16 protein-coding genes and 2 pseudogenes are annotated in these 21014 nt (G+C 65.2%); 5 read left to right on the top strand and 13 right to left on the bottom strand.

Annotated features, from left to right (window positions below; translation table 11 throughout):
* Positions 1 to 31 precede the first annotated feature (31 nt).
* The 8 genes from ACPFMJ_RS14310 to rfbF are packed head-to-tail and all read right to left on the bottom strand — an operon-like array spanning position 32 to position 8319.
* A complete protein-coding gene (locus tag ACPFMJ_RS14310) occupies positions 32 to 1633 on the bottom strand; it encodes a hypothetical protein (RefSeq protein WP_424360641.1) in 1602 nt (533 codons plus the stop codon).
* A gap of 15 nt (positions 1634 to 1648) precedes the next feature.
* Entirely contained in the window at positions 1649 to 2587 is a 939-nt protein-coding gene (locus ACPFMJ_RS14305) for a glycosyltransferase family 2 protein (RefSeq protein WP_424360640.1), read from the bottom strand.
* On the bottom strand, positions 2584 to 3006 hold the full coding sequence (locus ACPFMJ_RS14300) for a GtrA family protein (RefSeq protein ID WP_424360639.1): 423 nt from the start codon (positions 3004 to 3006) through the stop codon (positions 2584 to 2586). The genes ACPFMJ_RS14305 and ACPFMJ_RS14300 overlap by 4 nt, the downstream gene beginning before the upstream one ends.
* A 2-nt stretch (positions 3007 to 3008) precedes the next feature.
* A complete protein-coding gene (locus ACPFMJ_RS14295) occupies positions 3009 to 3977 on the bottom strand; it encodes an FkbM family methyltransferase (protein WP_424360638.1) in 969 nt (322 codons plus the stop codon).
* Positions 3974 to 5092, bottom strand: coding sequence for an NAD-dependent epimerase/dehydratase family protein (locus tag ACPFMJ_RS14290; protein ID WP_424360637.1), 1119 nt, complete (start codon positions 5090 to 5092; stop codon positions 3974 to 3976). Before ACPFMJ_RS14290 ends, ACPFMJ_RS14295 begins: the two co-directional genes overlap by 4 nt.
* The gene (gene rfbH, locus ACPFMJ_RS14285) at positions 5089 to 6435 is read right to left on the bottom strand and encodes a lipopolysaccharide biosynthesis protein RfbH (RefSeq protein WP_424360636.1); all 1347 of its coding nucleotides are present in this window, start codon (positions 6433 to 6435) and stop codon (positions 5089 to 5091) included. The genes ACPFMJ_RS14290 and rfbH overlap by 4 nt, the downstream gene beginning before the upstream one ends.
* Positions 6407 to 7552 (bottom strand): CDP-glucose 4,6-dehydratase, encoded by a 1146-nt coding sequence (gene rfbG, locus ACPFMJ_RS14280; protein ID WP_424360635.1) that lies wholly within the window; start codon positions 7550 to 7552, stop codon positions 6407 to 6409. The genes rfbH and rfbG overlap by 29 nt, the downstream gene beginning before the upstream one ends.
* A complete protein-coding gene (rfbF, locus tag ACPFMJ_RS14275) occupies positions 7549 to 8319 on the bottom strand; it encodes a glucose-1-phosphate cytidylyltransferase (protein ID WP_424360634.1) in 771 nt (256 codons plus the stop codon). The genes rfbG and rfbF overlap by 4 nt, the downstream gene beginning before the upstream one ends.
* A 168-nt stretch (positions 8320 to 8487) precedes the next feature.
* Between rfbF and ACPFMJ_RS14270 the strand changes: the two genes are divergently transcribed.
* The 5 genes and pseudogenes from ACPFMJ_RS14270 (at position 8488) to trpB (ending at position 14800) form a co-directional block, all read left to right on the top strand.
* Entirely contained in the window at positions 8488 to 9312 is an 825-nt protein-coding gene (locus ACPFMJ_RS14270) for a helicase-related protein (protein ID WP_424360633.1), read from the top strand.
* Positions 9313 to 9409: 97 nt separating this feature from the next.
* Positions 9410 to 11596 carry a hypothetical protein gene (locus tag ACPFMJ_RS14265; protein ID WP_424360632.1) on the top strand — a complete coding sequence of 729 codons (2187 nt, stop codon included), beginning with the start codon at positions 9410 to 9412 and terminating at the stop codon, positions 11594 to 11596.
* 198 nt (positions 11597 to 11794) lie between these two features.
* A pseudogene (locus ACPFMJ_RS14260) lies at positions 11795 to 13228 on the top strand (mannose-1-phosphate guanylyltransferase/mannose-6-phosphate isomerase).
* Positions 13229 to 13277: 49 nt separating this feature from the next.
* Positions 13278 to 13367, top strand: a complete 90-nt coding sequence (locus ACPFMJ_RS14255) for a hypothetical protein (protein ID WP_424360631.1) — start codon at positions 13278 to 13280, stop codon at positions 13365 to 13367.
* Positions 13368 to 13562: 195 nt separating this feature from the next.
* A pseudogene (trpB, locus tag ACPFMJ_RS14250) lies at positions 13563 to 14800 on the top strand (tryptophan synthase subunit beta).
* 65 nt (positions 14801 to 14865) lie between these two features.
* On the opposite strand, the gene ACPFMJ_RS14245 reads toward trpB, so the two are convergent.
* The 5 genes from ACPFMJ_RS14245 to ACPFMJ_RS14225 are packed head-to-tail and all read right to left on the bottom strand — an operon-like array spanning position 14866 to position 21012.
* Positions 14866 to 16650, bottom strand: coding sequence for a hypothetical protein (locus ACPFMJ_RS14245; RefSeq protein WP_424360630.1), 1785 nt, complete (start codon positions 16648 to 16650; stop codon positions 14866 to 14868).
* 50 nt (positions 16651 to 16700) lie between these two features.
* A complete protein-coding gene (locus ACPFMJ_RS14240) occupies positions 16701 to 17741 on the bottom strand; it encodes a heparan-alpha-glucosaminide N-acetyltransferase (RefSeq protein WP_424360629.1) in 1041 nt (346 codons plus the stop codon).
* Positions 17738 to 18697, bottom strand: coding sequence for a hypothetical protein (locus ACPFMJ_RS14235; protein ID WP_424363872.1), 960 nt, complete (start codon positions 18695 to 18697; stop codon positions 17738 to 17740). Before ACPFMJ_RS14235 ends, ACPFMJ_RS14240 begins: the two co-directional genes overlap by 4 nt.
* 49 nt (positions 18698 to 18746) lie before the next feature.
* Positions 18747 to 20519 (bottom strand): hypothetical protein, encoded by a 1773-nt coding sequence (locus tag ACPFMJ_RS14230; protein WP_424360628.1) that lies wholly within the window; start codon positions 20517 to 20519, stop codon positions 18747 to 18749.
* Between the two features lie 40 nt (positions 20520 to 20559).
* Complete coding sequence (locus tag ACPFMJ_RS14225; protein ID WP_424360627.1) at positions 20560 to 21012, bottom strand: GtrA family protein; 453 nt, start codon at positions 21010 to 21012, stop codon at positions 20560 to 20562.
* Between the last annotated feature and the right edge of the window lie 2 nt (positions 21013 to 21014).

The raw sequence follows: 21014 nt of genomic DNA, 5'->3' as shown, positions 1-21014 counted from the left end.
CCGCGCCCGCCGGAGCGAAGTCACGCACAGATCATTTGCGGTCGCCGTCGAAATAGGGATGATCCGGCCAGCACATCCGCTCTTCCAGCGTGAACGGCGCCGGCGCCGATCCGGTGGACATCAGCCAGCCGGGCGTCTTTTCAACGCGCGCCCAGTAATTCGTCGGCAGCGCTGAAATGTCGCCCTTGTGCCAGCTCGTCAGCATGTTGCAGTCGCTGATCGCGTAGCGCTCCTTGAAGGCCTGCTTGATTTCGAGCAAAGGCGTCGCCGCCGAGATGATGACGATCACTGAAATGATCGTCGCGAAAGTTCCGTTGTCGCGGGGCGTGAGGACCGCGATGCGCGCGAAATTGAAAGCCAGCAGAAACATCGCCGGGATCGAGACGCGCATCACGAAGTCGTTGGACACGCCGACGCTGTAGACGGGTATGACGAGCAGCAAGGCGAGCGCGAGAATGAGGATCTTGCGGTCCGACGGCTCGACCTTGTTCCAGGCATAGAGGACCACCGCCGCCTGCGGGATCTCGATGAGGATGAAGAGCACGTAACGGAAGGCGAAACTGTCGCGCAGGACCAGCCATTCATGCGGCACCGCGCCGGCGTCCATGGTGAGATAAAGCGCAATCGGCAGGAAGCAGAGCCCAACCGCGGCCGCGAGGATCGTCTCGCGTGCGAAGAGGCCGCGCGGGAGAAGCTGCAGGGCGAAAAAGGCGACGAAGGGCGCCGCGCCCATCATGGCGAGGGGCGACCACATCAGCATCGCCGCGCAGGAGACGAGCATCGCCGGCATCTGCATCTCGCCGCGCGCATAAAGCAGCGCGAGCAGCGCGAACCACCAGCCCGGCGCCATATGGTTCGGCACCCAGAAGAGCTGGGTCACATGGCTGGAATATTGCAGTCGGATAGACGAGTAATACTCGCCCCACCATTCGATATGCGCGAAGGGCATGAAGTCGCCGCCCTTCGACATCTCGATCGCTTCGGCGACGAGGATCGGCACAATGTCCAAGCCGCTGAAGCCCATGAAAAGCAGCAGCATCGGCGCCGTGCGCACATTGGCGAGCAATGACGTAAAGTAAGCGATCGTTCCGAGGATCAGGGAATTCTGCGCGAGCAGCGCCAGATGGCCGGCATAGAGGCCGTGAAAGCGGCCGATCATCGCCGGGATCATATACATGCCGAGCGGCGCGCGCAGGAGATAGTCCTGACCTTCATAGCGATAGAGAACCGTGAGCCCATTGGTCACGAGATCGTGCAGCACGGCGTCGCGAATGAGCCAGTCGCGCGTCGCGTAGAAGAAATGGCCCTCGCCGCCGAGGAGGCACAGGGCGACGCCGAAGCCGAGACACAGCGTCAGCCGACCAAGTTCGACCGGCGCCGACAGCAGCCGGCTCGCCTGACGCGCGCGAAACAGAATGACGGCGGCGCCGGCGCATCCGACGAGGACGAGCGCGGCCGGAAGCGGGCGCAGCGCCGTCGCGAAGATGGCGTTGGGCAGGATGAAGGCGAGCGACGCCAGAAAGAAGAGGTGGAAATTGGAGAGGATGCGCACGCCCGTTTGCGACGCGCTTCTTTCCTGCGGCAGCGGCTCAGCGACATCCATTGCGCCCGCCCCCATCATCTCCGACTTCATACGCCAGCTCCGAACTCAAAAATTGATGCGCTCGCGCTCGAACACGACCGGCTTGCGCCGAACCTGCGAATAGATCGCCAGCACATATTCGGCGAGCACGCCGATGGAAAAGAGCTGCACGCCGCCAAAGAAGAAGACGGCCACGATGATCGTCATGATGCCGGGCTGCGCGAAGCTCTGATAGAACAGGATTCCCAGCACAAGGTTGATGAAGGCGTAAAGAATCGACAGCGCGGCGATGAAGAAGCCGCCGAAGAGCACCAGACGCAGCGGCGCGAGAGTGTTGGTTACCAGACCGTTCATGCCCTGGTCGACGAGGCTCTTCAGGGAATTCGTCGAAACGCCCCGGCGCCGCTCCACCCATTTGTAAGGCACGCCCACCGACTTGAAGCCGCATTCGAAGGTCATCATGCGCATGAAGGGATAGGAATCCTCGATTGTGCGCATCGCCTCGATGACCTTGCGGTCGCAAAGCTGGAAGTCGCCGACGCCGCGCGGCAGCGAGAGCTCCGAGAGCGAGGTCAGCATGCGGTAATAGAGCTGACGCAGCGTGCGCATGGTCGCGTTTTCTTCGCGGATCTTGCGAATGCCGTAGACGACCTCGTTGCCCTGCGCCCAAAGCTCGACGAATTGCGGGATGAGCTCCGGCGGGTCCTGCATGTCGGCGGGAAAGAAAAGCAGGACGGCGTCGCCGGTCGCCGCCATCACGCCGTTATAATTCGAGCGCATCGCGCCGAAATTGCGCGCGTTGAGGATGACCTTGACGTCCTTGTCCTCAGCTGCGATCTCGCGAAGGATCTCGACCGTGCGATCCCTGGAGGCGTTGTCGCAGAAGACGTGCTCGCGCTTGTAGCCCTTCAGCTCGTTCTCGAAGAGCGCCTTGATCGCCGCATGACATTCGCGGACGTTCATCTCCTCATTGTAGCAGGGCGTAACGATGGAGATGGTTTTCATGTCTCTTTGATGTCCCCCGCGTCGAAGACGAGCGCGCGATTGAGAAAATAGGAGAGCGCAACGCAAGGCGCGAGTAGAAGCGCCTGCGCCCCGGCAGGCCCCGCGCCAAGACGCAGGGCGAATTCAAGCAGAGCGGCGTTGGCGACGAAGACGATCGCGTAGACACAGGCGAAACGCCACAGCCGGGCAGGATCGGAATTGGCGAAAACGACGCGGCCGGTCGTGAAGAAATTGAACACGACGCCGACCACCGTCGCCAGCGCAAGCGCCGGCGTCGCGGAAAAGCCCGCCCGCAACAGCAGATAGAAGACTCCGTAGCCAAAGGCCGTATTGAAAACGCCAACAACGAGAAAGCGCCCGAAACGCAGCCCCCACAGGCGCGCGCGCAGCCTCTCGATCGGCGCCAGCGCGTCACGCATTCCTAGCAATCCGCGAGAATGGCGTTGACGGGCGGATGACGGGACGGATCGAGAAACACGTAATTCGTCTCCGGCGTCTCGTCCGTCACGCGCTCGATCTTTGTCAGCGCGCGGTCGCCGACGCCGTAGCACACATAGCCGAGCCCCGCGAAGAGATCGAGCACGTCGTTCGGATGATAGCCGAAGGCGGCCGACCATTTGCGCAGGAGTTCGATGACGACCGCCGGGCGAAAGCGTTCGATGGACGTCATGCCGCCCTTCAGCACGCGCAGCTCCGCGCCTTCGACGTCGCATTTGAGGAAGTCGAGCCGGTCGACGCCATTGTCCTCGACGAACTGGTCGAGCGTGGTGAAGCGGCAGGAGACGCGGCGCGAACCTTCGCCCGGATGCAGCTCGTTGAGCGAGGCGGCGGGCGAGCCCGAGGTCGCGGGCACGAACATGTCGAAGGAACCGGGCTTGTCGGTCAGGCCGTCCTTCACCGGCGTCACGCGATTGCCGGCGACGTTGCGCGCGAGATTGGCGAGAAGCCGCTCATGCGTCGTCGGTACCGGCTCGAAGGCGTAGACGCGCGCCTGCGGCTCCTGCTGCGCGATGTGCAGGCTGTACCAGCCAATATTGGCGCCGATATCGAAGACGACTTCGGCGCCGCGCGCGAGACGCGAAATCAGCGCCAGCTCGAAGGTCTCGTAGCCGCCCTGCGCGAGAATGATGTTCGGCGCCTCGCGCAACGCGTCCGCGTCCATCGCGAAGGAGAGGCCGTTTTTCAGGGTCGCGGAGAGGCCCGACGGCTCGATGACGAGCGCGGCGATTTCCGTGCCCTCGATCGCTTCGGCATGTTCCGCCATCAGGCGATGACGCTCGGCGAAGAGCTTCCACAGCGCGAGACGGTCGAGCGCGCCCTGATCGAAAGCGCGGCGTTGATCGAGCGGCGTCTGCGGCGCCTCGACGCGAATTTTGGCGAGAGAGGTCATGCGCTTGCTCCGAGAGTCCTTGACGCGAAGATGTCGCGATAGATGTCGATGGTGCGGCGAAAGCCTTCTTCGACGCTCGTCTGCGGCCGCCAGCCGAGTTTTTCGAGCCGCGCGGTGTCGGGCGCCGAGCGCGCGACGCTCGACGGGATGTAACCTTCGCGCGGCGGCGCGAAGCGGGCGGAAAGGCCGCGCTCGGGCGAAAGGCTCGTCAGCATCGTCGCGAGTTCGCGGATGGAAACCACCGCGCGCGAATTGCCGACATTGTAGGCGCGGCTCTTTTCGCCCTTCAGCAGCAGCGTGAAGAAGGCCTGCGTCGCGTCGGCGAGATAGCAGAAGGCGCGCTCGGCCGAGCCGTCGCTGTTCAGCACGATGTCGCGACCTTCGACCACGTCGCGCACGAAATCGGCGAACACGCGCCCATCGTCGAGCCGCATGCCGGGGCCGTAGGTATGGAAGGGCCGCGCAATGACGCAGTCGATTCCATATTGCGCGCCATAGGAGACGCAGAGCGTTTCGCCCATGCGCTTCGATTCGGCGTAGCAGGCGCGCAGCGTCGCGGGATCGAGCGCGCCGAAATCGCTTTCGCAGATCGGCTCGCGGCGGCTGTCGAAGCCTCCATAGACTTCCGAGCTCGAGAAATAGAGGAATCGCGAGACGCCCTTGCGGCGGGCGAGTTCGAGAAGATTATGCGTCCCAACGACATTGGGCAACGCCGTGCCGACAGGATCGACGCCGTAAAAGCGCGGGCTCGCCTGGCTCGCGGCGTGCACGATCATGTCGACGGGTTCGTCGATCTCGATCGGCTGCGAGACGTCGGCGATCTTGATCGACAGCGAGGGGTGGCCGAGATGGGCGGCGAAGCGGCGCAGGGCGTTTTCGCGCGAGCGCGCCAGCGCGATCACCTTGAGCCGCGGCGCCTTGCCGCGAAGGGCGAGCGTCAGCAGCGTCTCGACCATCGCGGCGGGCAGGAAGCCATTGGCGCCCGCGACGAGAATGGTTCGGCCGTCGAATTGCTCCCACGGCAGATCGGCGGAAAGAACCTGCGCGATATCCTCGCGCCACAGCGGGTGGCGGGAGAGGGCCGCGCCGTCGGGAATGGCGTCCGACATGGTCATACAGCCGCGCGCATGGTCGTCGGACGGCAAAAATCGTCGATCACGTCGAGCATGTAGTCGATGTGATCCTGCGTGAGTTCCGGATAGACGCCGATCCAGAAGGTGCGATCCACCACGATGTCGGCGTTTTTCAGCGAACCCGAGACGCGGAAGTTGCGGCCCTTCATGTAAGGCTGGCGCACGAGATTGCCGCCGAAGAGGAGGCGCGTGCCGATCTTCTTGGCGTTGAGATGGATGACCAGCTCATCGCGCGTGAAGGGCGCGCCCTCGCGCAGAGTCACGGGGAAGCCGAACCAGGAAGGCTCGGTTGCGGCTGTCGCTTCCGGCAGGATGAAGAACTCTTCGAGGCGCTTGAGCCCCGCTTTCAGCGCGTCGAAATTGCGATTGCGCGCGGCCACAAAACCGTAGAGATGATCCATCTGCGCAAGGCCCACCGCCGCCTGCATGTCGGTGATCTTCAGATTGAAGCCGAGATGCGAATAGACATATTTGTGGTCGTAGCCCTTCGGCAGATCGCCGAGGCGCCAACCGAAGCGCTTGTTGCAGCTATTGTCCTTGCCGGGCTCGCAATAGCAGTCGCGGCCCCAGTCGCGGAACGACTCCATCGCCTTGGCGATGTGGTTGTTGCTGGTGAAAACCGCTCCGCCCTCGCCCATGGTGATGTGATGCGCGGGATAGAATGACAGCGTGCCGATGTCCCCGAAGGTTCCGACATGCTTGCCGTCGACCTTGGCGCCGAGCGCGTCGCAGCAATCCTCGATCAGCCAGAGATTGTGGCGGTCGCACAGCTCCTTGATGGCGCGCACGTCAAAGGGATTGCCGAGCGTATGCGCGACCATCACCGCCTTGGTCTTCGGCGTGATCGCCGCTTCGACCGCCGCGACGTCGATATTGTACGTCGGAATGTCGACGTCGACGAAGACGGGAACCATGTTCCACAAGAGGACCGGATTGACCGTCGTCGGAAAACCCGTGGCGCAGGTGATGACTTCGTCGCCGGGCTGAAGCGCGCGATGGCGCAGCGTGTGCGAAGTCAGCGCGGAGAAGGCGACGAGATTCGCCGACGAGCCGGAATTGACGGTGAGCGCCTTCTTCACGCCGATATAGGAAGCGAGGCGCTCCTCGAATTGCGCGTTGAATCGGCCCGTCGTCAGCCAGAAGTCGAGCGCGGAATCGACAAGCATCTGCATGTCGCGCGCGTCGAACACGCGGCCAGAGACCGGCACGGACGACTGGCCGGGCGTGAAGCTCTTCGGCGGATTGGCGACGCGGTGATATTGACCCACGAGATCGAGGATCTGCGCGCGCAATTCGTCAGCCTGCGACGTTGCGTCTTTCGTCATGTTCCATGTCCTTCGTGGCGTCGGTAAAGGGCGAGGTGAGGCGCACGCGCTGGCCGAGATAGCGGTCGACCTGCCTCAAGGTCGTCTCCAGAACGTCCGCGTTCTCGACGAAAGCGCGATACCAATGCGCCGTCCATTGCGTCGTCTGCTCGAAATCGAGAAGCGGCGTCCAGCCCAGCGTCTCGCGCGCCTTGGCGGTGTCGAGACGCAGGAGATGCGCCTCGTGCGGATGGTCGTCGCCATCCTTCTCCCACTCTGCGTCGAGCCCCCATGCGGCGATGAAATGCGTCAGCAGGGATTCGACGCTCTGTTCGGAAGCGGGGCCGGGGCCGAAATTGAAGCCGCCGTCGAAATCGGCCGTGCGCTCGGGCGGAGCCGTCATGGCCTTTTCGACGAGTTGCAGATAACCGGCGAGCGGCTCCAGCACATGCTGCCAGGGCCGCACGGCCTTCGGGTTGCGCACTTTGAGCGCGCGTCCGGCGACGAAGGCGCGCAGCGCGTCGGGCAGGATGCGGTCCGCCGCGAAATCGCCGCCGCCGATGACATTGCCGGCGCGCGCCGAGATGATGCGCACATTCTTCTTCGCGCGGAAGAAGCTGTCGCGATAGGCGCTCGTGACGAGCTCCGCGCAGGCCTTGCTGTTGGAATAGGGATCATGGCCGCCGAGCGCGTCTGTCTCGCGATAGCCCCACACCCAGTCGCGATTCTCGTAGCATTTGTCCGTCGTGATGACGAGGACGAGGCGCACGCTTTCCGTCTGACGCGCGGCTTCCAGCACATTCACCGTACCCATCACATTGGTGGCGTAGGTGCCGACGGGATCGGCGTAGGATTCGCGCACCAGCGGCTGCGCCGCCATGTGAATGACGATCTCCGGGCCGACCGACTGCATGGAGGCAGTGAGCGTTTCGAGATCCCGCACGTCGCCGCGCACGTCGTCGATATGGTCCGCGACGTCCGCGAGCGAGAAGAGATTGGGCCGCGTCGGCGGCTCCAGCGCATAGCCGGTCGCGCGGGCGTTGAGGCGCGAGAGCATGAGCGAGAGCCATGCGCCCTTGAAGCCGGTATGGCCGGTGACGAAGACGCGCTTGCCGAGCCAGAAAGCAGATGAGATCACCAGATTTTCCACTTCGCTTGGCCGGAGTTCCACTGCTCTTCGAGGTAGAGCTTGTCGCGCAGCGTATCCATCGGCCGCCAGAAGCCGTTGTGCTGGAAGGCGCGCAGCTCGTCATGTTCGGCGAGCCAGTTCACCGGCCCGTGCTCCCAGACCGTCGCGTCGTCCTCGATGAGATCGCCGACCTTGGGAGAGAGAAAGAAGAAGCCGCCATTGACGAAGGCGCTCTCGGCGACGGGCTTTTCCGCGAAGGTCGTCACGCGGTCGCCGTCCAGCGTCATGGCGCCAAAGCGCATCTCGGGACGCACGGCGGCGACGGTCGCCATCCTGCCGTGCGAACGATGGAAGGCGAGCTCCGCGGTGAGGTCGATATCCGCGACGCCGTCGCCATAGGTCAGCGCGAAGACGTCGTCGTCCTTCACATAGTCGATGACGCGTTTCACGCGGCCGCCGGTCATCGTCTGGTCGCCCGTGTCGACGAGCGTGACGCGCCAGGGCTCGGCGTTGCCGCGATGTACCTCCATCTCGCGCGTGCGCATGTCGAAGGTGACGTCCGACATATGAAGGAAGTAGTTGGAGAAGAACTCCTTGATGAAATAGCCCTTGTATCCGAGGCACAGCACGAATTCGTTGAAGCCGTGCGCCGAATAGATCTTCATGATGTGCCAGAGGATCGGACGGCCGCCGATCTCGACCATCGGCTTCGGCCGCACGGAGGTTTCTTCCGCGAGACGCGTGCCCAGGCCGCCGGTCAGCACCACTACTTTCATGGGTCGTCGTCGATCCGCTGTCCGCCGGACAAGCCTCCGGCCGCTCGCAGGCGACGCGGCTCGCTGTTCAAAAGGTAAAGTCGCGCGCCGCCGAAAGTTCCTTTATGAGACGGCGGCGCCCCCAATTCTGGCGTCCAGGGTCAAGAACGAGAAGAAGCGACAAGTCATATGCCGCGCCTGCTCGGGCCGACCAATACCGGCAAGACGCATCACGCCATCGAGCGGATGCTTTCGTTCCCGACCGGCGTCATCGGCCTGCCGCTGCGGCTGCTCGCGCGCGAGGTCTATAACCGCGTCGTCGCAAAGATCGGGAGCGAGGCTGTCGCGCTGATCACGGGCGAGGAGAAGATCAAGCCCCGCAACCCCGCCTACTGGATATCGACCGTCGAAGCCATGCCGCGCGAAGTTCACGCGGATTTCCTGGCCATCGACGAAATCCAGCTCGCCGCCGATCTCGACCGCGGCCACATCTTCACCGACCGGCTGCTGCGCTGGCGCGGCCGGCAGGAGACGCTGCTCATCGGCGCGGGCACGATGGAGCCGCTGATTCGCGAGCTCTTCCCCGGCGCGCCCATCTTCAACCGCCCGCGCCTCTCGCGACTCACTTTCGCGGGCGACAAGAAGATTTCGCGCCTGCCGCCAAAGAGCGCCATCGTCGCCTTCTCCGCCGAGGAGGTCTACGCCATCGCCGAATGGATCAAGCGCCAGCGCGGCGGCGCCGCGGTGGTGCTGGGCGCGCTTTCGCCGCGCACCCGCAACGCCCAGGTGGAGCTCTTCCAGTCCGGGGATGTCGATTACATCGTCGCGACCGACGCGATCGGCATGGGGCTCAATCTCGACGTGGACTACGTCGCCTTCGCCTCCGACCGGAAATTCGACGGCTGGCGCTACCGCCGCCTCACCCCGGCGGAATTCGGCCAGATCGCCGGGCGCGCGGGCCGCCACATGAGCGACGGCGCCTTCGGCGACCGGCCGCTGTCCGCCCTTCGATGAGGATCTGATCGAGCAGCTCGAAGACCATCGCTTCGATCCGGTTCAGCTCCTGCAATGGCGCAACAGCGAGCTCGACTTTTCCTCCATCGCGGGCCTTGTGAACGCGCTGGAGAAGACCCCGGACCATCCCCGCTTCACCCGCGCACCCATCGCGGTCGACCAATTGACGCTCGAAGCGGTGAGCCGCGACGAAATCGCGCAGAAGAACGCCAAGGCGCCCGCCGACGTCGCCCGCCTCTGGGAAGCCTGCCAGATTCCGGATTATCGGAAGACTTCGCCCGCCGCCCATGCCGACCTCGCTTTGTCGGTTTTTTCCTTCATCGCCCGGCGCGGCAGAATTCCGGGCGACTGGATGGCGAGGCACATCGCCGCCGTCGACCGGATCGACGGGGACATCGACACGCTGTCCAACCGCCTCGCGCAAGTGCGCACGGTCAGCTTCATCGCCAACCGATCCGGCTGGCTCGACGACGCCGAGCATTGGCAGAGCGTCGCGCGTCGGGTAGAGGACAGCCTGTCCGACGCGCTGCACACCCGATTGACGCAGCGTTTCGTCGATCGCCGCACCAGCGTGCTGATGCGCCGCTTAAGAGAGAATGCGATGCTCGAAGCCGAAATTAACGCCGCCGGAGACGTCCTGGTCGAGGGTCAGCATGTCGGAAGCCTGCAGGGCTTTCGCTTCACGCCCGATCCCGGCGCGGCGGGGGAAGCCGCCAGGGCCCTGAACGCCGCCGCCCAGAAGGCGCTGGCCGGAGAGTTCGAGGCGCGCGCCACCCGCGTCTTCGACGCCGTGGACGACGCCTTCGTGCTCGGCAATGACGGCGTGATCCGCTGGCTCGGCGAACCCGTCGCGAAGATCGCCGAAGGTCCGGGCGTGCTGACGCCGACGACCCGCATTCTCGCCGACGAGCAATTGACCGGCGCGGCGCTGGAAAAGGTTCAGAACCGCCTCAATCTCTGGCTCGCCCAGCATGTGAAGAAGCTGCTCGGCCCGCTCGAGACGCTCGAAAAGGGCGAGGGGTTGGAGGGCGTGACGCGCGGCGTCGCCTTCCAGATCGCCGAGGAGCTCGGCGTTCTCGACCGCGCGCGCGTCGCCAAGGAGATCAAGGCCTTCTCGCAGGAGGACCGCGGCGCGCTGCGCAAGCTCGGCGTGCGCTTCGGCGCCTATCACATCTATCTGCCGCTGCTGCTGAAACCCGCGCCCCGCACGCTCGCCTCGCTGCTCTGGGCCCTGCACCATGGCGGGCTCGACAATGTGAAGGGGCTCGAGGAAGTCCCGCATCTCGCCGCCTCGGGCCGCACCTCCTTCGCGGCCGACCCGTCGATCCACAAGGGCTTCTACCGCGCCGCCGGCTTCCGCGTCTGCGGCGAGCGCGTGGTGCGCGTCGACATTCTGGAGCGCCTCGCGGACCTCATCCGCCCGGCCATCGCCTACAAGCCCGGCGTCACGGCCGGCGACCCGCCGCCGGGAACCGCCGACGGCGACGGCTTCGTCGTGACGGTCGCGATGACCTCGCTCACCGGCTGCTCGGGCGAGGCCTTCGCCTCGATCCTGAAATCGCTCGGCTACGCCTCGCGCACAACGGCCCGGACCCGCGATCACGGCGACGATGATCCCGGCGGCCTCGATGGAGCCGATTTCTCCCAAGCCCGCAGGCGAGGAGGCAGCCCCGGAAGCGGCGGCGGCCGAGTCGTCGCAGGAGCCGGCGGCCGAAGCGGCCCCGGCCGAGGAGACGGCCCCTGCTGCGGAAGCCCCGGCCGAGGCCAAGCCGACGCGACCGTCGCAGAAGTCGAAGTCCCGGCCCCAGCAGAAGGAGAGCCGGCGGACGCCCCCGCCGAGACAGACGAAGGCGCCTGCGGCGGGCGAGCCACGATCGACAGATCGAGCGTCGCCGCAGCGCCGCGCCCACGCCGCATTGCCGGAGGCCGCGGCGCCGGTCGCGATGATCGAAGTCTGGGTCCGCCGGCAGCGCGGCCCCGTCGTCATCACGGCCAGCCTGCCGGCCAGGGCGAAGGCGAGCGCCGCAACGGACCGCGTCGGGACCGCCCGCGCGCGGCGGAAGGCGGCGCCGACGGAGGCGGCCGCCCTGGGGGCCGACCGCAGGACAAGCCGCGCTTCGACAAGCCGCGCTTCGAGCGGGGCGGGCCGCGCGACGATCGGCGCGGACGTCCGGGAGGGGGCTTCAACGCCCCCGAAAAGCGCGAGCGCCAGCCCGATCCCGATTCGCCCTTCGCCAAACTCGCCGCCCTGAAGGCCGAACTGGAAAAGAAGGGCAAGAGCTAAGGGCGCCGCGCGGGGCGCAGGCGTGAAAGTGTCAAATTCTTGCCAAGAAACGGGCGCATCGAGTTTTTCGATCGCGCCCGTTTACTTGTGCGCCGGTAAACAGAGGAAAGCAGGCGGTTTCTCTGCTAATGAGAGCCGGCGCGCTTGGCTTTCCGCGCCCCGGATCAATTTGCAGCGCTCTCTCTTGAAAGGCGGATCGTGACGAAAATTCTGCCCGTCATCATGTGCGGCGGGTCTCGGCACGCGCGTGTGGCCCGAGTCGCGCGAGACGCTTCCCAAGCAATTCATTCCGCTTGTTGGCGAACGCTCGACCTTCCAGACGACCATGGCGATGCTGGCGGACCCGGCCTTCGAAAAGCCGATCGTCATCTCCAACAGCGACTATCGCTTCCTCCTCGCCGACCAGCTTCGCGAGATTGGCATGCAGGCCGACATCGTGCTGGAGCCGATCGCGCCGCGATTCGGGCCCCGGCCGTCGCCGTCGCCGCCGGCCTCGCCGCGCGCCGCGCGCCGGACACGGTCGTCGTCGTGCTCGCCGCCGACCATGTCGTGCGCGACCGCGCCGGCCTCGTGGAATTGTGCAAGAAGGCCGGCGAAGCCGCCGCCGAGGGCTATATCGTGACGCTCGGCGTGAAGCCCGACAGCCCGGCGACGGGCTATGGCTATCTGCGTCCCGGCGCGCCCATCCATCCCGGCGACGAAGTGCTCAAGCTCGAAGCCTTCGTCGAAAAGCCCGACCGCGCGCACGGCCAGCGCTATATCGACGCCGGCTATTTCTGGAACAGCGGCAATCTTCATCTTCCGCGCCGACGTGATGCAGGCGGAGATCGCGAATTTCGAGCCCTTCATCGCGAGCGCGCCGACGCCGCGATCGACGCAGCAAAGATGGATCTCGGCTTCCTCGTGCTGGACGAGGCCTTCGCCCTCGCGCCCAAGAAATCCATCGACTACGCGGTGATGGAGAAGACGACAAGGCGGCGCTGATCCCGCCGACATCGGCTGGTCGGACGTCGGCACCTGGCGCGCGGTCTGGGAACTTTCCGAGCGCGACGCGCAGGGCAATTCCGTGCGCGGCCACGGCGTCGTGATGGACGCAAAGAACGTCCATGTGCGCTCGGAGGAGACGCTCACCACCGTCGTCGGCGTCGACGACGTCATCGTCGTCCACGCAGGACGCGGTGCTGGTGCTCAATCACGAGCATGGCGACAAGGTGAAGCACCTCGTCGACCAGCTCAAGCGCGAGAACCGCCGCGAGGCGGGCGAGCACAAGCGCATCTTCCGTCCCTGGGGCTATTACCAGTCGATCGACGAGGGCCGCGCTATCAGGTGAAGCGCATCGTCGTGAAGCCCGGCGAACGTCTGTCGCTGCAAATGCACTTCCATCGCGCCGAGCATTGGATCGTGGTGCGCGGCACGGCGGAAGTCGGCCGCGACGACGAGATCCATCTCGTCCACGAGAACGAGTCGATCTATCTGCCGATCGGCTGCAAGCACCGCCTGATCCCGGCAAGAATCCTGATCGGCAAGATCGACATCGTCCCGGTCGCGTATAATCGGGGATCGGGATCGAGGTGCAGACCGGCTCCTACCTCGGCGAGGACGACATCGCCTCTCCAGCCCCGACACGCTGATGGCGACCATCGGACGCCCGAGGCCCTGCGCCGCACCGGCGCGCCGGCGGTGGACGTTTCCTCCGGCGTCGAGCGCGAGAGGGGCGTGAAGGACGCCGGCAGGATCAAGGCCTTTGTCGAGGCCGTTCGATCGCTTTGATTTGCGGCCGGAAGGTTCTAAAGGTTTTGGCAGACGAATAGCTGCTTTCACCCCCTCCCTGTCCCTCCCCCGCTTCGCGAGAGAGGGGACGCTCGCGATCAGCGACGTCGATGAAGGCCGCAGCCTGCTCCCTCTCCCGCTTGCGGGGGAGGGTCGGGGAGGGGGCGTAGCCGCCACGCACCCGAGGAACGCCCCGTGACCAAGCCGCTTCCCAATTCCTTCCGCGCCGGCCCCGACGAAAATGGCCGCTTCGGCATTTTCGGCGGCCGCTTTGTCGCCGAGACGCTGATGCCGCTCGTGCTCGATCTCGAGCAGGCCTATGCCGACGCCCGCAACGACCCGGCCTTCCACGAAGAGCTGACGAGCCTGCACAAGCATTATGTCGGCCGCCCGTCGCCGCTCTATTTCGCCGAGCGCATCACCGAGCATGTGCGCGAAAAGGCTGAGCCCGGCAAAGGCGCCAAGGTCTATTTCAAGCGCGACGAGCTCAATCACACCGGCGCGCACAAGATCAACAATGTGCTCGGCCAGATCCTGCTCGCGCGGCGCATGGGCAAGAAGCGCATCATCGCCGAGACGGGCGCGGCCAGCACGGCGTCGCGACCGCCACGGCCTGCGCGCGCTTCGGCCTGCAATGCGTTGTTTACATGGGCGCCGTGGACGTCGAGCGGCAGAAGCCCAACGTCTTCCGCATGAAGATGCTCGGCGCCGAAGTCGTGCCGGTGCAGTCCGGCGCCCGCACGCTGAAGGACGCGATGAACGAGGCGCTGCGCGACTGGGTGACCAATGTCGCCGACACCTTCTACTGCATCGGCACCGCCGCCGGCCCGCATCCCTATCCGGCCATGGTGCGCGACTTCCAGTCGATCATCGGCAACGAGACCAAGGTCCAGATGCAGGAGATGGAAGGGCGCCTGCCGGATTCGCTCGTCGCCTGCATCGGCGGCGGCTCCAACGCCATCGGCCTCTTCCACCCCTTCCTCGACGATCCCACGGTGGAGATCTACGGCGTCGAAGCCGCGGGCCACGGCATCAACGTGCCGAACGGCCATGCGGCCTCGCTCACCGGCGGCAAGCCCGGTGTGCTGCACGGCAACCGCACCTATCTGCTGATGGACGATGACGGCCAGATCCTCGAAGGCCACTCGATCTCGGCGGGCCTCGACTATCCCGGCATCGGCCCGGAGCATTCATGGCTGCACGAGACCGGCCGCGTGAAATATATCAGCGCGACCGACAAGGAGGCGCTGAACGCCTTCCAGCTCTGCTCCAAACTCGAAGGCATCATCCCGGCGCTGGAGCCGTCCCACGCCCTCGCCAAGGTCTTCGAACTGGCGCCGCAGAAGCCCTCAGATCACATCATGGTGATGAATATGTGCGGCCGCGGCGACAAGGACATCTTTACGGTTGCGGAGCATCTCGGAGGGATGTGAGTGACAGCACCCCTCTCCCGCTGCGGGAGAGGGGTGCCTTGTGTTAGCTACGGTCGCTCGCGGGCTCAGCCATCACGGCGCTTTACAAGCCCCGCCGCAATAGCGCCAAGCGTCAGCGCCGCAACCCAACCAAAAATCTCTTCGAACCAAACAAGACGCTGCGTCCAGCCGCTGAGCGAGAACCACGCGCCATCCGAAATTGGTGTCCACATATTCGATTGCCCGAGCCGCGCCACGGGCAGGATCAAATCAAGGGAATACGCGTAGGGGCTGAAACGCGGATAGGCCGTAAGCAGCACATCGCATTGGGTCCATTGGATTCTTCCGGGTGTGAATTGCTTATCGCACTTTGACTTCATCTCGCGCACTGTGGCTGCGTTAAGTGGCGCGAAAAGAGCATCAGACGCGGCCAAGCGATAGACGAATGCAAGCGCGATCCAAATTGTGAAAGCCGCGTAGACTATGCGCATCGGTCGATGGCCGTAGCCCGAAAACCAGCCATAGAACCAGTGCAGGGCCCAAGTAACGAAGTCGCCGAGACGGCCGATGAGCGAAAAAAACGAGATATAACGACCCTGTCCATCAAGCCGACCCCACCGATCGCGCCACGCCCTCACCGTTGACCGATCGGCAACTTTGCCGGCGGCACGCAAGCGGTCTTCTCTTGCGATATCGACTTCGGCGGCGTCACGAAAATGCCCCTGCTCGCGCAGCACCTTAGCTAGCTGCATCCAGGGCTGGAGAGCGAACCAATCTCCGTCGCGCACTTGGGGAATTTGCTTATCTAGCCACGCGATGCGCCGTTTGGCATCGAGCGCTGCGCTGGCATCGATGCGATCATACCTAAAGCCATCGAGATCAAGTGAATCCTCAGGCCAGCAGTCGACATCATCAGCTAGCGTTGCGGCCTTGGCATGGGTGAGGGAGATTACGCCCTCAGCTTGCGCGCCCCCGCGAAATAACAGAGCCCCGCCAATGTTGGAGCCGTCGCAAAAGAGCGCGAACCCATCTGGGCTTTCGAAACGCCCGCCGATGCACGTAAGATCGTTACCGATGCTAGCGCAGAGCAGACGCACCGCGCCGGTCGCGTGAAAGTTACGGTTGAGAAAAACGCTGCCAGCGACCTCAACGCCATCGCACGATAGCGCTGCGCCACCGCTGTTCTTGAAACGGCCGCCTAGGCATGAGAGGTCGCCACCAATGCTGGCGCCGAGTAGGCGCACGCCACCGGTTGCGCGAAAGCCATTGCCCAGAAAAACGCCGCCACCGATTATGGCGCGGTCGCAAGCTAGCGCGGGACCCTCCTTGTCTTCAAACTGCCCCCCTTCGCAAGAGAGATCGCCGCCGATGCCGGCACCAAGCAAACGTACTTTTCCAGACGAGCGAACGGCACCGAGGAATAAATCCCCGTCGAGATGCAATCCATCGCCTTGGATCCCGGGAAAAATGGAGTTGTTTAGCGAGATACTGCGGCCTTTCGCACCCTCCAAGTAGAGCGGCGCTGCAAAGCGGCAATTCCAGAGCCCAAGGCGCGCAGATAGCTCGCAGCCGTCGAGATCAAGCGCGCGCGGCCCGTCTCCTTGCTTGGTGCCACCGATATATGCCCCCGCGAGTTGCACTCCCTTCTCATGCACGGCTGCGTAATCATCACCGCCAAGTGCGAGAAAGCGGATGAGCTCAGGCCTCACGGCGTTAGCGCGCGTTGGCGCATCAGGCGTCTTCGAGCCAAGCAGACAGACCTTACCGCGCGAGGTCGAAGCAATTAGTTTCTTTTCTGCCCAAGTGAGGCTCTTGAAATCCCGAAGGGAGCGACCGTAGGCGCGTTTCTTTAGCGTTATAGGATGGCTCACAGTTTAGCCTCGCAATGAGCCTTTAACGTAGCATGACCTTTGCCGGGTGGTTACTGTCTTTCTTGAGCGTCGTTCCTGCCAGTTGCCACGCACTTCCCCGCAATCTCCCGTAAAATCTTCCCGCGCGCCTCGTCGTCCTTCACGCCTGCGAGCGCCTTTGTGCGTTCGGCCTCCTGCTGCGTGCAGACACAGGCGTCGTGGCAAAAGGCCTGCGACGCCCCCTCCTCGACGCAGCCCTTCTCGCAGGCCGCGACGAAGGCCTTCGGGTCTTCCGGCGGCGGCGCCAGCATGACGAGGCCGGTGAAGATCGCAAAGAGCAGCGGCTGGTGCGCGAGATAGATCAGCAGGCTGTGGCGGCCGAGGAAAGGCAGCCATCCCCGCTTTTCGTCATGAGGAAGAGGGTTGGGGTGCGGGGCTTGCGGCGTCAGCCATGCGGGGGGCTGATCGGGCGCGGCGGCGGCTTCGGCTGAAACAAGCTCGCTTTTGGCTTCGACCTTTTCCGCGACCCTCGCAGTGCCGAGCGGCAGCGCGCGCGACGCGCCCACCCCCAGAATCATCGCCCCCGCCCAAGGGAAGAACGGCCGCCAGTCCTGGGTCAGCGGCTCGGTCGTCCCGAGACCCAGCCATTGCAGCCAATTGGAATTGAACGCGGGCGAGGCGAGGAAATGCGGCGCGGCGAAGAACGCGGCGCCGACGAGGATCGACACCGGCCACGGCGCGAAAAGGAAGGCGAGCGAGACGAGGCTCGCCGCCGCGATGACGTGCAGGATGCCGAAGAAGACGAAGGCCGAGGGAAAAGCGAGCCAGGTGCCCAGACTCACAAGCCCCGCCGCGCCGGCGAGGATCGCGAAGCGCCGCCCGAAGGCCCGCCAGTGAATCTTTTCCCGATGCGCCAAGACGAGCGACACGCCCGCGATGAAGAGGAAGGAAAAGGCGATCGCGTGGCCAAAGGCCTTGAAGGGCGCCGACCACGGTATAGACGCGTCGATATAGCCAAAGTGACCGAGATCCCAGATCAGGTGGAAGGCCACCATCGCGAGGACGGCGAGCCCGCGCGCGGCGTCGAGCGCATAGGAGCGCCGCCCGCTCATTTCTCGCCGTGGAATTTGCCGAAGACCATATCCGGCGCGGAGAGATTGTGACGCGAGGGCAGATGGCGGCCGACCCAGACTTCCGTGGCGCTGGCGCCGGGGAAGTCGATGACGGGCGCCTCCTCCCAGCTCTTGCCGCGCTTGGAGCGCCAGGCGACGATGGCCGCGTCGCTCATCGTCTCCATCGCGTACATGGAGCGCAGGGCCGCGAAGGGGCGGCTGCCCGCGACGGCTTCGTCGAATTCGACATCGAGCGTCAGGCGCTCCTGATCAATGCTCTTGATCGTCACCCGCGCCTGCCCGCCGCGGCGGAACTTCAGGACGAGCGTCCGGGTCGCCGGCTCGAAGGCGACCTCCTCGATATCGACGATCGGCCGCTCCTGCGTCTCCACCGGCCCGACGAGGAAGGAGGAGCCATAGGCGGTCCAGCGCATATCCTCGAAAGGCAGAGGGCGCGCGCGCCAATAGCCGTCCGGCGGATAGAAGACCATGAACTCTTCGGCGCGCTCGCGATACCAGATCCAGAACTGGATGAGATGGAAACCCCGCTCGACCGTGTCGCCGACGCGGATGGCGACGTCGTTCGGCCGCCAGAAGGAGGGGAAGGTATAGCCCGTGATCCAGAATTCGGGCGTCTCGTAGAAGGTGCGCCGCCGCGCCTTCGCGAAGAATTTCGGATCGTGGGAGAGATCGCAGCTCGACCAGTCGGGCGCCCAGCGATCCGAGACGATGGTGTTGATGTAGGAGGGATGCACCGCCTGGATCTGCAGGCCGCGAATGCGCTGCGAGACGAAATCGAGCTCGATATTGTCCTTCTCGGCGCAGAGTTCGGGAACGGATTTGTTCTCGACGCGCACTTGCAGTTCTTCGGAAAGCTCCTGCGCCGTCGGCTGCGCGAAAGCCGGCGCGGCGGCGAGCGCGCCCGCGCCCAAAATCAGTCGGCGGCGATCGAACATCGTCGTCACGGTGCGAATCCCAAGCGTCGGAGTGGCCTCTGTGACGCCTTTATTTCACCGGTCTCAAGGCGAAAACAAGGAGAGTCGCGCTTGGGCCCGACTTTCGATCCAGCCAGGAGGGAGCTTCGCCGCGCGTAAGCAGGGCGGCGAGGCCATTGGGAGAGGCGGTGACAAGAGCCGATGGCTGTTTCGCGCGCGCGCACCAGACCACGAGCTCGGCCCCGGCCTTGCGAAGGATCGCCTCCGCGTCTCCCGGCGCAGCGGTGAAGGCGTCTGCGGCGATTCGGTTTCCGTGATTGTCGCGGTGGTAAGGCGCGGCGAAAACGCTGTGCGGCGTATGCGCGAGGAGATGGCTGCCAATGTCGAAGGAGCCGACGATGCGCGAAGCCGGCATGGCGGCGAGGGGCGCGAAAACCTCCGGCGCGAGACAGGCGCGCTCGGCCCCTGCGTCGGGATCGTCCCTGGACGGCAAAGCGAGCGCGAGGCCCATGGGCGAGAGGGCGATCGCGATGACGGCGGCGAGCGCGACACGCAAGGCGGCGCTCACATCGAAACGCTCGACCAGCGCGACGATCGCGGCCGCGAGAGGAACCATCGCGAGCGGCGTCACCGAGGTGAAGACGCGCATCTGCCACATGCCCGCCGCGAAGCCGATGACGATGACGGCGGCGGCGACGAGCCAGCGCCGGCGCGCGACGCTCTCGGATTTCCAGGCGAAGCCGAGCGCGGCGACAAGGCCGAACAGCACGGGGACCGCGGTGGCGACGACCATGCCCGGCGCCGTCGCGTAAAGCGAGAGAAGCGGCTTCGCCTCGACGACCTGCGAGAGCCACAGATCGCGCAGCAGCGGATCGAGGCCGCCCAGCGGATCGCCGATGCATTTCGGGGCGATCAGCAGCGCGCTCGTGGCGCTCGCGCCGCCCGCCGCGCCGACGGCGAAAAGGCGCGTGCGGATCGTGGAGAGACGCGGCGACAGGAGCGCGATGATCGCGAGCCCGACGGCGCCGACGCATAGCGCGGCGAGATGCACGAAGGAGAAGGCGTCGCAGGCCGACGCGAACCACGCCCCCCGCGGATTGATCGCCCCGTAGAGCGCGGGAAAGGCGACGAGCGCGCCGGCCGCGAACCACAGCAGCGGCGCGCGTCTGCCGTCGACGATGAAGAGCAGCGGCAGCGCCGCGATCATGACGACGAAGAAGGGCAGGTTTTCGAGGCTGATCGCGAAGGAGAGCGCCATCAGCGCGGCGGCGATGGCGAGCCGCCAGCCGCGCGCGGGGTCCAGACCTTGCAGGAAGAAGCCGAAGGCGAGCGAGAGCGTCACGATCTGCGGCGCATGATGGTCGATGCGGCCCGGCGCGAATTGCAGGAACATCGGACCCGAGAGCATTGTCAGCCAGATCGCCGCGCGCCGCGCGCCGGCGCCCGCGAGGACCCCGCCGAGCCATCCCGTCGCCGCAAAGAGCGCGGCGAGCAGCGCGAAGGGAAAGACCAGCCGGGTCGCGCGCTCGGCATAGTCGGGCGAGAGAAATGTCGAGAAGAAGAGATCGAGTCCCGCGAGCGGCAGGTCGACGATGCGCGACCAGTGCATCACAAGGCCGCTCGGCGGATCGAGACGATGCGCCGTCAGATCGAACCAGTTTTGGCCGGCGAGAAAATCCCGGACCTGCACGGCCCGCATGGCGTCGTCGGAATCGAAGAAGGCGCCCGTGCGCCAGACGATCTCGGCGCGGCCGAATGTGAGCGCCGCGGCGCAGAGCAGCGAGACGAGGATCACGACGCCGACGGGCAGCGACATCTCGCCCGCGTCCCGGCCGGCGATCATTGCGCGCTCATTTTCGGGCGTGGCGACGTCCGTCATCGGATCAGGCCGGCGCCGTCTTGAAGAGAAGGCCCCGGCGCGTGACGAAATTGAACATGAAGACGAAGCCCGCCGTCGCAATCTTGGCGAGCGTCAGCGACAGGCCGAGTTCGCCGACGAAGACATGCATCAGCACTTCGGTGAGGCCGAGCCCCACGACGCCCGTGACGAGAAAGCCGAACATTTCGACGCGCGGGGCCCGGGCCCGGCGGCCCTCGAAGACGAAGCGGACGCTCAGGAGATAGATGAGCGCAAGGCCGGAAAGGAAGCCCGCCGCCGCCGCCTGCAGATAGCCGACGCCGAAACCCTTGGTCAGCGTCATGAGCACGCCATAGTCGAGGGCGAGCGCGAAGACGCTCGCCGCCGCGTAGCGGACCATGTCGCGCAGGAAGCGCAGCAACCGCGCTGGCGTCAGGCGCCCGGCGAGCGCGCTTTGTCCTTCCGTCAGCAGGGCCATCT

It is taken from the genome of Methylocystis parvus, assembly GCF_049675845.1.
Classification (GTDB): Bacteria; Pseudomonadota; Alphaproteobacteria; order Rhizobiales; family Beijerinckiaceae; genus Methylocystis; species Methylocystis parvus_A.
Note: the sequence above shows the minus strand (reverse complement) of the source record. Positions and strands in the feature narration are given on the sequence as shown.